Annotated in this window: 14 protein-coding genes; 10 read left to right on the top strand and 4 right to left on the bottom strand. The window is 66.2% G+C overall.

Translation table 11 applies throughout. The annotated features are described in order from the left end of the window. Nucleotides 1-53 precede the first annotated feature (53 nt). Together LK539_RS13880 and LK539_RS13875 are read right to left on the bottom strand one after the other, a co-directional pair. On the bottom strand, nt 54-794 hold the full coding sequence (locus LK539_RS13880) for a beta-ketoacyl-ACP reductase (RefSeq protein ID WP_227801542.1): 741 nt from the start codon (nt 792-794) through the stop codon (nt 54-56). Nucleotides 795-847: 53 nt separating this feature from the next. Then, entirely contained in the window at nt 848-2,026 is a 1,179-nt protein-coding gene (locus LK539_RS13875) for an acetyl-CoA C-acetyltransferase (protein ID WP_227801541.1), read from the bottom strand. Here LK539_RS13875 and LK539_RS13870 point away from each other — a divergent pair. The 4 genes from LK539_RS13870 to minE all read left to right on the top strand — a co-directional run bounded on the left by LK539_RS13870 (nt 2,025) and on the right by minE (nt 4,220). Continuing rightward, nucleotides 2,025-2,231, top strand: coding sequence for a hypothetical protein (locus tag LK539_RS13870; protein ID WP_227801540.1), 207 nt, complete (start codon nt 2,025-2,027; stop codon nt 2,229-2,231). The genes LK539_RS13875 and LK539_RS13870 overlap by 2 nt on opposite strands. Nucleotides 2,232-2,309: 78 nt before the next feature. After that, on the top strand, nt 2,310-3,104 hold the full coding sequence (gene minC, locus LK539_RS13865) for a septum site-determining protein MinC (protein WP_227801539.1): 795 nt from the start codon (nt 2,310-2,312) through the stop codon (nt 3,102-3,104). Nucleotides 3,105-3,151: 47 nt separating this feature from the next. Further along, a complete protein-coding gene (minD, locus tag LK539_RS13860) occupies nt 3,152-3,967 on the top strand; it encodes a septum site-determining protein MinD (RefSeq protein ID WP_227801538.1) in 816 nt (271 codons plus the stop codon). Between the two features lies 1 nt (nt 3,968). Further along, entirely contained in the window at nt 3,969-4,220 is a 252-nt protein-coding gene (gene minE / locus LK539_RS13855; RefSeq protein WP_159699137.1) for a cell division topological specificity factor MinE, read from the top strand. 57 nt (nt 4,221-4,277) lie between these two features. Here minE and LK539_RS13850 read toward each other — a convergent pair whose 3' ends face one another. Both LK539_RS13850 and LK539_RS13845 read right to left on the bottom strand, forming a co-directional pair. Next, nucleotides 4,278-5,714, bottom strand: a complete 1,437-nt coding sequence (locus LK539_RS13850) for a tyrosinase family protein (protein WP_227801537.1) — start codon at nt 5,712-5,714, stop codon at nt 4,278-4,280. A gap of 169 nt (nt 5,715-5,883) precedes the next feature. Beyond that, nucleotides 5,884-6,438 carry a hypothetical protein gene (locus tag LK539_RS13845; protein ID WP_227801535.1) on the bottom strand — a complete coding sequence of 185 codons (555 nt, stop codon included), beginning with the start codon at nt 6,436-6,438 and terminating at the stop codon, nt 5,884-5,886. Between the two features lie 189 nt (nt 6,439-6,627). Between LK539_RS13845 and LK539_RS13840 the strand changes: the two genes are divergently transcribed. The 6 genes from LK539_RS13840 (at nt 6,628) to LK539_RS13815 (ending at nt 13,214) form a co-directional block, all read left to right on the top strand. Then, nucleotides 6,628-7,317 (top strand): response regulator transcription factor, encoded by a 690-nt coding sequence (locus tag LK539_RS13840; protein WP_227801534.1) that lies wholly within the window; start codon nt 6,628-6,630, stop codon nt 7,315-7,317. A gap of 112 nt (nt 7,318-7,429) precedes the next feature. Then, complete coding sequence (hemA, locus tag LK539_RS13835) at nt 7,430-8,707, top strand: glutamyl-tRNA reductase (protein WP_227801532.1); 1,278 nt, start codon at nt 7,430-7,432, stop codon at nt 8,705-8,707. Between the two features lie 83 nt (nt 8,708-8,790). Further along, entirely contained in the window at nt 8,791-9,867 is a 1,077-nt protein-coding gene (prfA, locus tag LK539_RS13830; RefSeq protein ID WP_227801531.1) for a peptide chain release factor 1, read from the top strand. A 189-nt stretch (nt 9,868-10,056) separates the two neighbouring features. After that, the gene (locus LK539_RS13825) at nt 10,057-10,533 is read left to right on the top strand and encodes a disulfide bond formation protein B (protein WP_267877536.1); all 477 of its coding nucleotides are present in this window, start codon (nt 10,057-10,059) and stop codon (nt 10,531-10,533) included. Next, nucleotides 10,530-11,357, top strand: a complete 828-nt coding sequence (prmC, locus tag LK539_RS13820) for a peptide chain release factor N(5)-glutamine methyltransferase (RefSeq protein WP_227801530.1) — start codon at nt 10,530-10,532, stop codon at nt 11,355-11,357. The genes LK539_RS13825 and prmC overlap by 4 nt, the downstream gene beginning before the upstream one ends. A 69-nt stretch (nt 11,358-11,426) precedes the next feature. Further along, nucleotides 11,427-13,214: a DUF885 family protein gene (locus LK539_RS13815; RefSeq protein ID WP_227801529.1), complete on the top strand. Its 1,788-nt coding sequence runs from the start codon at nt 11,427-11,429 to the stop codon at nt 13,212-13,214. Nucleotides 13,215-13,234: the final 20 nt, after the last annotated feature.

Genomic DNA, 13,234 nt, shown 5'->3' with positions numbered 1-13,234 from the left:
CGAAAAAAAAGCACCGCCGCAGCGGTGCCTTCCCTTACGTCACGACCTCGGCATTACTGCATATGCTGGCCGCCATTGATCGCGATATTCGCGCCGGTCACGAACGCCGCTTCTTCGGACGACAGGTAAGCGACCAGGCCGGCGACTTCTTCCGGCTTGCCCAGGCGGCCCATCGGGATTTGCGGGATGATCTTGGTTTCCAGCACTTCGCTCGGGATGTCCATCACCATCTTGGTGCCGATGTAGCCTGGCGAGATGGTGTTGACGGTCACGCCCTTGCGTGCCACTTCATAGGCCAGGGCCTTGGTGAAGCCGTGCATGCCGGCCTTGGCCGCCGAGTAGTTGGTCTGGCCGAAGGCGCCCTTCTGGCCGTTGACCGAGGAAATGTTGATGATCCGGCCCCAGCCGCGCTCGACCATGCCGTCGCAGACCGGCTTGGTCATGTTGAACACGGAGTCGAGGTTGGTCTTCATCACCGCGTCCCAGTTCGGCTTGTCCATCTTCTTGAAGGTCATGTCGCGGGTGATGCCGGCGTTGTTGACCAGCACGTCGACCGGGCCGACTTCCTGCTCGACCTGGCGCACGCAGGCCTGGGCCGAATCGTAGTCGGACACGTCGCAGGGATAGGCCCGGAAGTCAAAGCCCTGCTCTTTCATCTGGGCCAGCCAGCCGTCGGCCTTCTTGTTACCCGGCGAATACGTCGTGACGACCTTGTATCCCAAAGCGGCCAGCTTGATGCACACCGCCTCGCCCAGGCCGCCCATGCCGCCCGTCACCAATGCTACTCGTGCCATTGTCTTCTCCAGTTTTAGTTGTCAGTCACTGCTACCGCATTTACTCCAGGCGGTCAGTCGCGTTCGACCGCCAGCGCCACGCCCATGCCGCCGCCGATGCACAGGCTGGCCAGCCCGCGCTTGGCGTCGCGGCGCACCATTTCGTGCAGCAGGGTCACCAGCACGCGGCAGCCGGAGGCGCCGATCGGGTGGCCGAGGGCAATTGCACCGCCATTCACGTTGATCTTCGAGGTATCCCAGCCCATTTCCTTGTTGACCGCGATGGCCTGGGCGGCGAAGGCCTCGTTGATCTCCATCAGGTCGATGTCTTCGTGGGTCCAGCCGGCCTTTTTCAGGCACAGCTGGGTCGCCGAGACCGGGCCCATGCCCATGATCGACGGATCCAGGCCGGCCGAGGCGTAGGCCTTGATGCGCGCCAGCGGGGTCAGGCCCAGCTCCTTGGCCTTGGAGGCGCTCATCATGATCACGGCGGCGGCGCCGTCGTTGATGCCGGAAGCGTTGCCGGCGGTGACGGTGCCCTCTTTATTGAAGGCGGGGCGCAGCCCGCTCAGCGCTTCCAGCGTGGAGCCATGCTTCGGGTATTCGTCGGTGTCGAAGATGGTCGGGCCCTTCTTGGAAGGAATCTCGACGGGGATGATCTCGTCCTTGAACTTGCCTGCTTTTTGGGCAGCTTCGGCCTTGAGCTGGGATTGCAGCGCGAATTCGTCCTGCTCGGCGCGCGAGACCTCGTACTTGCGCGCGACGTTCTCGGCGGTCACGCCCATGTGGTACTGGTTGTAGACGTCCCACAGGCCGTCCACGATCATGGTGTCGACCAGCTTGGCGTCACCCATGCGGAAGCCGTCGCGCGAGCCGTTCAGCACATGCGGCGAAGCGCTCATGTTTTCCTGGCCGCCGGCGATGACGATCTGGGCGTCGCCGCACTTGATGGCCTGGGCCGCCAGGTGGGTGGCCTTCAGGCCGCTGCCGCACACCATGTTGATGGTCTGGCCCGGCACCATGTCGGGCAGGCCGCCCTTGATGACGGCCTGGCGTGCCGGATTCTGGCCGGCGCCGGCGGTGAGGACCTGCCCCATGATCACCTCGCTGACCGAGGCGGGGTCGATGCCGGTCCTGGCCAGCAGTTGGCGGATCACGTGCGCGCCGAGTTCGGCAGCAGGGATCTTGGCCAGTGTGCCGCCGAACTTGCCGACCGGCGTGCGGCCAGCGGCCACGATGACGACGTCTTCCATGTTGATCTCCCTAATTCCCGGCGCCGCCGGGCGATTGTTCAGACAGCAGGGTTGCGAAACCATGCATGTTACGGTGGGTGGGGTGCTGATGTTTGAGCAAAATCAATCTTATCAGTTTACTCACCGAATACAACCGCGCGACGACTGGCTTGCGCTGGGATGTTGCGCGTTTTTTGAACAGCAATGGAACACCCATTTCTACTAGGAATCATGCGTACGTAACTGTCCTTTCGGTCAAATTTCACAGTAGAATGCACGAGCGCAACGCCAACCAGACTGTTTTATGCCGAAAAACCCAAGCTCGCTGCCCATCGAAATCAAGATCTCCACGGTCGTCGCCATCTCGACGATCCTGCATTCGGCCGACCCGGTCGTGATCGATGCAGCCCTGCGCCAGATGACGGGCGGGGTGTCGGATTTCTTCGAGGACGAGTTCGCGGTGATCGACATCGCCGCCATCGCCCATGAGGGAGAGGCGATCGACTGGCCGGCCCTGGTGGCGCTGCTCAAGAAATACCGGCTGAACGCCGTCGCCGTGCGCGGCGCCGGCCCGGGGCTGGCGGACAGGATCCGCGCCCATGGCCTGTCGCTGGACGACGGCAGCAGCGGCGTGCGCGCGCCCGAGCATAAGGAGGTGCAGGAAGCAAGCGCAGCGGCCCCGGCGCCCGAGCCGACCCCGGCGCCGACGCCCGCCCCGACCGCGGCCCTGGCCGCGCCGGCTCCGGCGCCGGTCTCGGCCATGATCATCGATACCCCGGTGCGGGCCGGCCAGCGCATCTATGCGCGCGGCAGCGACCTGATCATTACCGCGGTCGTGAACAATGGCGCGGAAATCATTGCCGACGGCAGCATCCACGTGTATGCGCCGCTGAACGGCCGGGCCCTGGCAGGCGCATCGGGCAACCCCGAAGCGCGCATCTTCGCCCTGGCCATGCAGCCGGAACTGGTGTCGATTGCAGGCGTGTACCGCACCTTCGACGACGGGTTCCCGAACGACCTGACGCGCCAGCCGGCCCAGATCCGCCTGGTCGGCGACCGGCTCGACATTTCGTCGCTGGCGCCGGCCTCGCGTGCATAATCCCCCATAGACCGCAGATACCTGCTAGAACTGTAAAGGACCTTTTTGTGGCACGAATTATTGTTGTGACGTCCGGCAAGGGCGGTGTGGGCAAAACCACTTCGAGCGCAAGCTTTTCGAGCGGCCTGGCCCTGCGCGGCCACAAGACCGCCGTCATCGACTTCGACGTCGGCCTGCGCAACCTCGACCTGATCATGGGCTGCGAACGCCGCGTGGTCTACGACCTGATCAACGTGATCAATGGCGAAGCGACCCTGAACCAGGCCCTGATCAAGGACAAGCACACCGACAACCTGTTCATCCTGCCGGCCTCGCAGACCCGCGACAAGGATGCGCTGAGCGAAGACGGCGTCGAGCGCGTGCTCAATGACCTGGTCCAGATGGGCTTCGAGTTCATCATCTGCGATTCGCCGGCCGGCATCGAGCACGGCGCGCTGATGGCGCTGACCTTCGCCGACGAAGCGATCATCGTTACCAATCCGGAAGTGTCCTCGGTGCGCGACTCGGACCGCATCCTCGGCATCCTCCAGGCCAAGTCGCGCCGCGCCCAGAGCGGCTCGGAGCCGGTCAAGGAACACCTCTTGATCACCCGCTACTCGCCGAAGCGCGTGGACGCCGACGAAATGCTGTCCTATCAGGACGTGCAGGAAATCCTGCGCATCCCGCTGATCGGCATCATCCCGGAATCGGAGTCGGTGCTGCACGCCTCGAACCAGGGCAATCCGGCGATCCACTTCAAGGGCACCGACGTGGCCGACGCCTACGAAGACGTGGTGGCCCGTTTCCTGGGCGAAGACCGTCCGCTGCGTTTCACCAACTACGAAAAGCCGGGCCTGTTCCAGCGCATCTTTGGAGCCAAGTGATATGCCTATCCTGAACTTCCTCTTTCCCAAAAAAGAGAAGAGCGCGACAGCGGCCAAGGAGCGCCTGCAGATCATCATCGCCCGCGAGCGCACCAACCGCGCCGGCCCGGACTTCCTGCCGGCCCTGCACCGCGAGCTGATCGAAGTGATCTCGAAGTACACCAAGGTCAGCGCCGACGACATCAAGATCTCGCTCGACCGCCAGGGCAACCTGGAAGTGCTGGACGTGAACGTGGTGCTGCCGGACGCCTGATTCGCCTGCCCGCCGCGAACCGATGCCAGTCAGTGCAGCTGACTGGCATTTTTTTTATCACTCGTCGTCTTCGGTCGAGACTTCCAGCCTGAGCTCGCCGACCCCAATCACGCCGCCCCTGGGGCTGTGGTCGCCGTTGATGCGCACGAACGAGAGCGACAGCGCACTCAGTTCATCGGCCAGGGCGCCGGCCAGATGACGCCGGATCGGGTAACGCAGCTGCACGGCCCCACCCCCGTGATGGGCGGCGCTGTTGATCTTGAAGGCACCCAGGTTGCCGATGTACAGGTTCAGCGGCCGTCCCAGCGCCGTGCGGCGCGAAGGAATGTTCAGGTACAGCTCGTAATAGAAGCCGCCCTGTTTGGCCAGCTCGGCCAGTTCGACGCTGTCGAGCGTGATGTGCACCGAACGGTAAGTGTCGGCGCGGCCCGGGATGCGGCCCGCCTTGTTGCCCCCGATCGCGGCCAGCGTGCGCGCATGCTCGGCACTGATCGGCAGCTGGACGCTGAGCGAGTTCTCGTCCAGGCCGACCTTCTCGGCACCGCTCAGCGCGAACCTGCCCTTGCCGGTCTCGCGCGGCGACGGGATGCGGAAGGACCCGACCGGCGGCAGGGACGAGGCCAGTTCGCGCGCTCCCGCCTGCGCCCGCCGGATGTTCGGGTCGGCGAGGCGCGCCAGCGGCAGCCGGGTCGGCAGCGCTTCGTTCGCGTAGCGGTAGCCCAGGCTGCTGCGATTGCTGTAGGTCGACAGGCGGGACAGGCTCAGGCTGCTGTTGTAGACGTGGGTGCCGGACCAGTAGGCGTTGGTGGTGGCCGGCATCTTGCGTCCGCCGCCCGCGCTCACCCAGGCCACCCAGAGCCGGTCGATGTTCGCATGGTGCAGCCAGAAGATGGGATCGATGGGCGACTCCATGGTGGCCATCACTCCGCCGATCAGGTCATGGACCGGGTTGTGCGGCGCGTCTTCGCACAGGGTCTCGAAGGCATTGCTGGTGCCACGCTGGAAGTTGAGCACCGTCGGCGCGAAGGGCGCCATGGTGAGCACCGGCCGCACATTGGTGTTGATGCGCGCCACGAACAGTGGATTGGCATTGTTCGGGTTGGTGAACTCGGCCGGCAGGTTCGGGTAGCTGTAGTAATCCCAGTAAGGCAGGACCAGCAGGCTGTCGCCGGACACCGTGCGCAGGCGGCGCTCGAAGTGATACAGGTAGCCGCGGTGCCAGGCCAGGAAATACGGAATGCTGTGCGGGCACTTGTTCAGGTGGATGCTGGTCCAGTACGCCCAGCTGTTCGGGTCGGCCGCATTGGTATTCGCCTTCATGAGCCGGACCGCCTTGAGCAGCGAGTCGTAGCGCGGCGTGGTCTTGAAGGCCTGCCACTCGGGGCGGATCTTCAGGGTGGTCTGGGCCAGCACCTCGAGCGGCAGGCTCGCCGCGCCGAGTGCGAGCGCGGAGCGCTCCAGGAACGCCCGCCTGCCTGGTCTTGCCTGTGTCATCGTCAGCCTCGTCTGGTCGATTGGTCGATTCGACGATACCGGGCCGGTCCCGGCGGGACTTGAGATGGCGCGACCCGGCGCCAGCCCTGTCAGCGAATCGCTGTCCGGGCTGTGCTGGATCAAAGTTTCCGAATGGATCTAATGCTAGGAAATTTCCGGTTTGCAGCTTCTAGACCGGCACCTGGACCGTTCCCATGTCGATCACGCGCGCCTTCTGCAGCTCGCGCGCCACCTTGGCGCAGGCTTCCACGTGCTCGTATCCCATCTTGCGGAACAGTGCGAAGCCGATCGCCGCCGAGGCCACCTGCCCGGCAATCGGTACCACCTTGGTCACGGTCTTGGCCGCGATCTTGATGCCGGCGCGCTTGAACAGCTGCAGCACCAGGGTCTTGGTCACAAGCTTGCCGACCAGCATGCCGCCCACCGAAGCCGCCGCCTGGTAGGCCAGCACCCGCATACGGGGATGGAGGCGCTCGATCTGCTGCTGGCTCAAGCCGAACTCCTTGTTCACTTCCTCGACCAGCACGGTGAAGGTGGTCAGGTCGGACAGCACGTCCACGCCCGGCAGCGGCACCGCCGCCACCCCGGCCGATACCAGGGCGCGCTTGCGCACCATCTCGCGGCAGCGCTCACGCGCCAGCTCGATGTCGGGGCCGGTCACCGGCTCCAGTTTGGGCGCCTCGCTAGTTGCCGCCACGTCTTTCTTTTTGCGTCGAAACAACATATCGCCTCCGGATTACCATCGTCGGGACAAGTGTAACGCCCTCTGGCGTTTCGCCTTAACACAACAGAAGCAAGTTTCATAACGCAAATTCGTTATTTTTCCGTAGCGCTATTTTGTGAAAGTCTGCTATATTCGGTTTAACCCTTGTAGGACCCTTCCTACAAGGGTAACCTTACCAGTAGATGTCCTATGAAGATCGCCGTTCTTGAGCAAGACCGCAGCCAGGCCGAACTGATTTGCCAGGTGCTGACCGCCGCCGGGCATACCTGCCACGCCTACGACAGCGCCAAGGAATGCCTCGCCCAGCTGCGCAAGGAAAACGCGGACATGCTGGTCATGGATTGGAACGTGCCAGACATGGAAGGCGCCGAGATACTGCGCCGGGCCAAGGAAAAAATGGCCTCGAACGCACCGACGATCTTCCTGGTCGGCAACAATGCCGAGGACGACATCATTGCCGGCGTCACCGCCGGCGCCGACGACTACTTGGTCAAGCCGCTGCGCCGTGGCGAACTGGTGGCGCGCGTCTCGGCCCTGCTGCGCCGCGCCTACCCTTCGCAGAACAGCGCCGAGCAGCTGCAGTTCGGCCCCTTCACTTTCGAAACCCGCCCGGGACGCCTGCTCAAGGATGGCTCGATCATCGACGTCACCCAGAAGGAATTCTCGCTGGCGCTGCTGTTCTTCCGTAACATCGGCCGCCCGCTGTCGCGCGCCTACATCCACGAATCGGTGTGGGTGCGCGATACCGACGTGCCTTCGCGCACCATGGACACCCATGTCTCGCGCGTGCGCAACAAGCTGAGCCTGCGTCCGGAGAACGGCTTCCGCCTGGTGCCGGTCTACAGCTACGGCTACCGCCTGGAAAAACTCGGCGCTTGATGCGCTTGCCTGCATTATCGTAAATGCACCAGGGCGGCCGGCCCCGGCCGGTCCCTGAAACCCTGCTCGCACAAGGGTATAATGGCTGTAACCCTGTCGACCCCGTCCCACCATGCAACTGCTTGCCGTTGGCCTGAACCATACCACCGCACCGGTCTCGCTGCGCGAGCAGCTGGCGCTCGCGCCTGACCAGCTCGGCAAGGCGGTGCAGGCGGCGCGCAGCTGGTTCGCGCGCCAAGGTTCGGGGGTCTCCGGCGACGAAGCGGCGATCCTCTCCACCTGCAACCGCACCGAGATGTACGCGGCCAGCGACATCGCCAATCCGCTCGACGCCTCGGCCCAGTTCCTGGCCCACTACCACGCCCTGAATTTCGCCGAGCTGCGCCCCCACTTATATATGCTGCCGCAGGACAGCGCGGTGCGCCACGCCTTCCGCGTCGCCTCCGGGCTCGATTCGATGGTGCTGGGCGAGCCGCAGATCCTGGGCCAGATGAAGGATGCGGTGCGCAGCGCCGAGGAAGCCGGTGGCCTCGGCACCTACCTGCACCAGCTGTTCCAGCGCAGCTTCGCGGTGGCCAAGGAAGTGCGCACCACCACCGAGATCGGCGCCCACAGCGTGTCGATGGCAGCGGCCGCGGTTCGTTTATCGCAGCGCATTTTCGACCGCATCGCCGACCAGCACGTGCTGTTCATCGGCGCCGGCGAGATGATCGAGCTGTGCGCCGCCCACTTCGCGGCCCAGAACCCGAAGTCGGTCACCATCGCCAACCGCAGCATGGAACGCGGCCAGCTTCTCGCCGCCCGCTACAACGGCGAGGCGATCCGCCTGGCCGACCTGCCCGAGCGCCTGCACAGCTTCGACATCGTGATCTCGTGCACCGCCTCGACCCTGCCCCTGATTGGCCTCGGCATGGTCGAGCGCGCAGTCAAGGCGCGTCGCCACCGTCCCGTGTTCATGGTCGACCTGGCCGTGCCGCGCGATATCGAGCCGGAAGTCGCGCGCCTGGACGACGTCTTCCTGTATACCGTGGACGACCTGGCGCAAGTGGTCCAGACCGGCATCGAGAGCCGCCAGGCTGCCGTGGCCCAGGCCGAAGCCATCATCGAAACGCGCGTGCAATCCTTCATGAACTGGATCGGCGACCGCGCCATGGTGCCGGTGATCCGCGACCTGCACGAGTCGAGCGAGGCGCTGCGCCTGGCCGAACTCGATCGCGCCCGCAAGCTGCTGGCGCGCGGCGACGATCCCGAGGCGGTGCTGGAAGCGCTGTCGAAGGGCCTGACCGCCAAGTTCCTGCACGGTCCCCAGCAGGCGCTGCACCACGCCCAGGGCGACGAGCGCGCCCGCCTGGCCAGCCTGCTGCCCCAGCTGTTCCGCGGCCGCCGTTAGCGGCCCTCTCACCGATCCGTCGTGCGTCCTGCCATGGACGCGTCCCGGCCGCCCTGCGGCTACCAAGACTCTATTCGAACCCCATGAAACCATCCATGCTGGCCAAGCTGGACCAACTGGCCAACCGACTCGTCGAACTGGACGAACTCCTGATGTCCGAAGGCGCCACCGCCAACATGGACAGCTACCGCAAGATGACGCGCGAGCACGCCGAGCTGTCGCCTTTGGTGGCCCTGTACAAGCAGTACGGCGCGGCCCAGGACGACATCGCCGCCGCCCAGGAGATGGCGCAGGATCCGGAGATGAAGGAATTCGCCCAGCAGGAGACCGAAGACGCCAAAGCGCGCCTGGCGGCCCTGGATCTCGAGCTGCAGAAGATGCTGCTGCCGAAGGACGCCAACGACGAGCGCAACATCTTCCTCGAGATCCGCGCCGGCACCGGCGGCGACGAATCGGCGCTGTTCGCCGGCGACCTGCTGCGCATGTACACCCGCTTCGCCGAACGCCAGCGCTGGCAGGTCGAGGTGGTGTCGGAGTCGGCGTCGGACCTGGGCGGCTACCGCGAAGTCATCGTGCGCATCATCGGCAACGGCGTGTACTCGAAGCTGAAATTCGAATCGGGCGGCCACCGCGTGCAGCGCGTGCCCGCCACCGAAACCCAGGGCCGCATCCACACCTCGGCCTGCACGGTGGCCGTGATGCCGGAAGCGGACGAGGTCGAGGACGTGAACATCAACCCGGCCGACCTGCGCATCGACACCTACCGCGCTTCCGGCGCCGGCGGGCAGCACATCAACAAGACCGATTCGGCGGTGCGCATCACCCACCTGCCGACCGGCATCGTGGTCGAGTGCCAGGACGACCGCAGCCAGCACAAGAACAAGGCGCAAGCGATGAAGGTACTGGCGGCGCGCATCAAGGACGTGCAGATCCGCGAGCAGCAGTCGAAGGAAGCGGCCACCCGCAAGAGCCTGATCGGCTCGGGCGACCGCAGCGAACGGATCCGCACCTACAACTTCCCGCAGGGGCGCCTGACCGACCACCGCATCAACCTCACGCTGTACAAGCTGGACATGATCATGGACGGCGACTTGGCGGAGCTGACCAATGCGCTGGCGGCGGAGCACCAGGCGGAGCTGCTGGCGGCTTTAGGAGACTGATGTTGTAGGGTGGGCAGATTTCCTGCCCACGCGGTCAACTGCCACCGGCACTGTCGCAACGTATCATCCTGTCGCGACCACCGCGTGGGCGGGAGACCCGCCCACCCTACGTTAAGCAAAGATTAAGTGGTAACGCAGGCTTCATGCGAGAATGGCCCCCGTCCGAACCACACCGATAACAACGCCATGATGCTGCCTTCCAACCGCCAGATCCTGTACGCCATCTCGTCGATCTGCTTCGCGCTGATCGCGGTCGCCCTCTACCTGCAGCACATCCAGCAGATGCTGCCCTGCCCGTTGTGCGTGATCCAGCGCTACATGTTCCTGGCGATCGGCGTGGCCAGCCTGGTGTCGGCCATCAGCGGCAAGGTCCGCGAAGGCACCGTCCTGGCCCTGCTGGCGGCGCTGGGCGGCCTGTACACGGTCGGCAAGCACCTGTGGGTGATCGCCCATCCGGGCTTCACCTGCGGCATCGACCCGATGGAGACCTTCCTCAACAAGATCCCCACCGCTGAATACCTGCCCTGGCTGTTCCGCGCCGACGGCCTGTGCGAAGGCGCCACCGATTCGCTGATGGGTCTCGCGATCCCGCAATGGTCGGCGGTCTGGTTCGTGGTCCTGACCCTGCTGCTGGCCTTCGTCCTGCTGCGCAAACCGGCGCGATGATCACGCAGGTAGAAGCCGGCGCCACCCTGCGCCAGCTGCAGGCGGGGCTAGGGCTCGACCCGCTGGAAAACCGCATCCTGCTGTGCCATGCGCTGGCTTTGCCGCGCGTGGCCCTGATCACCCAGTCCGAGCGCGCCCTCACTGCCGACGAAGCGGCGCGCCTGGCAAGCCTGGTGCAGCGCCGCCTCGACGGCGAACCGATCGCCTACATCGTCGGCGAACGCGAATTCTTCGGGCTGCCGTTCCGGGTCGCACCCGGCGTGCTGATTCCCCGTCCCGACACCGAACTGATCGTCGAACTGGCGCTGGAGCGCCTGCCGCAAGGAGGCCGCCTGCTCGACATGGGCACCGGCAGCGGCGCCATCGCCGTGGCCTGCGCCCACACCCGACGGGACGCCGTCGTGACCGCGCTCGACCTCAGCGACGAGGCCCTGGCCATCGCGCGCGCCAACGCGGCAGCCAACGGCGCCAGCGTGCGCTTCCTCCAAAGCGACTGGTTCGCTGCCGTGGGTGACGAGCGTTTCGAGCTCATCGCCTCCAATCCGCCCTACATCGCGGCCGGCGACGCCCACCTGGCGCAGGGCGACCTGCGCTTCGAGCCGGTCGGCGCCCTCACCGACCATGCCGACGGCCTGTCGGCCCTGCGCAGCATCATCGCGGGTGCCCCCGGCCACCTGGTGCCCGGCGGCTGGCTGCTGCTCGAACATGGCTACGACCAGGCCCATGCCGTGCGCGACTTGTTGCAGGCACGCGGCTTCAGCGACGTGCAGAGCTGGCGCGACCTGCCCGGCATCGAACGGGTCAGCGGCGGCCGCCTGCCCTAGCTTGCGCGACGCCGGCCGCGGCGTTGCTACAATGACCATTCCTTGACTGCCAGCCCCGACGGGCAACGCATGCGCAAACTGTTCGCTTCGATCATCCTGCTCGCTCCCTTCGTGTGCGGCGCCGCCGACACGACGACCGAGTCCGCGCGCCGGCTGTTCGAGCGCGAATGGCAGTGGCAGCTGCGCCAGCAGCCCGAATACGCGACCGGCATCGGCGAGCATCGCCACGGTGGTCTGCTGTCCGACACCTCGCTGGAGGCGCGCGCCGCAGCGGTCGAACACGCGCGCAAGGTGCTGGACGAAGCGCGCCGGCTCGAGCGCAGCGAACTGCAGGGGCAGGACCGCATTTCCTACGACCTGTTCGTGGCCGCGCGCGAACGCGAGCTGGCGGCGGCCGCCTTCACCGCCTTCGATCCGCAACCGATCAGCAGCTGGGACGGCCTGCACCTGCGCCTGCCGCGCCTGGTCGCGCAGATGCCCTTCGCCACCGAGCAGGATTACCGCAACTATCTTGGACGCCTGAACGCGCTGCCGGCCCACGTCGATGGCCTTATCGAGCAGATGCGCGCCGGGATGCGCGCCGGCTGGACCGTGCCGAAAGTCGTCCTCATTCCAGTGCCGGAAGCCTTGCGCCGCCTGCGCGAAGACATCGCTGCCGGGCCGCTGTTCGCGCCGCTCCAGCGCATCCCCGCAGCGATCGAAGCGGAGGTGCGCGAAGACCTGGTCGACGGCGGCATCAGCGCGCTGGCCAATGCCGCGGTCGCGCTGTACCGGCTGGAAGACTTCCTGCGGGCCGCGTACCTGCCCGCTGCGCGCGACACCATCGGCGCTTCCAGCCTGCCCGGCGGCGCGGCCTGGTACGCCTTCCTGGTGCAGAGCAGTACCACGACCGGGCTGTCCCCGGCCCAGGTGCACGCGATCGGCCTGAAGGAAGTGGCGCGCATCCGCGCCGAGATGGCGGCGCTGGTGCCGCGCACCGGCTTCAGGGGCGGCCTCGATCGCTTCCTCGTGTTCGCGCGCAGCGACCGGCGCCTGTTCTTCGCCCAGCCCGACGCGCTCCTGGGCCGCTACCGCAAGGCGCTCGCGCGGGCCAAGGCCAGGCTGCCGAAGATCGTCGGCACCGTGCCGACCGCGGAGATCACGGTCAAGCCGATGCAGGATGGGATCGCGCAGCCGGTGGCCTATTACGAAGCCGGCAGCGACGAGCGCAGCGCCGCGCTGGTGGTCAACCTCACGCAACTGGGCACGCGCCCGATCTGGCAGGTCGACAGCGTCGCCCTGCACGAAGGCCTGCCGGGCCACCACCTGCAGGTGGCGCGCGCGCAGATCCTGTCCGAAACTGCGCTGCCCGCCTTCCGCCGCCACGCCTGGTTCGACGCCTTCGGCGAGGGCTGGGCCACCTATGCCGAAGGCCTGGGCGCGCAGCTCGGCTTCTTCGACGATCCGTTCTCGCGCTTCGGCCAGCTCAATGAAGAGATGCTGCGCGCGGCGCGGCTGGTGGTGGACACCGGCATCCATGCCCAGGGATGGTCGCGCAAGGAGGCGATCGACTACCTGAACGCGCACACCGCCAACCCGCCGCAGGACAACGAGGCCGAAGTCGACCGCTACATCGCGCGCCCGGCCCAGGCGCTCGGCTACAAGATCGGCCAGCTGCGCATTGCCCTGCTGCGCGACCGCGCCCGCGCGGCGCTGGGCGGACGCTTCGACCTGCGCCGTTTCCACGATGCGGTACTCGGGAACGGCGCGCTGCCGCTCGACCTGCTGCAGCGCCAGGTCGAGGCCTGGATCCTGAGCGAAAAAGAGGCAGGCCGCCCGGCTGCGCCGCGTGCCAAAGGAACCGCCGGCCAGGAATGAGGCCCCTCCCGGCGCGCCGC

Origin of the sequence: Massilia sp. IC2-476 (genome assembly GCF_020707295.1) — a bacterium.
Lineage (GTDB): Bacteria > Pseudomonadota > Gammaproteobacteria > Burkholderiales > Burkholderiaceae_D > Telluria.
Note: the sequence above shows the minus strand (reverse complement) of the source record. Positions and strands in the feature narration are given on the sequence as shown.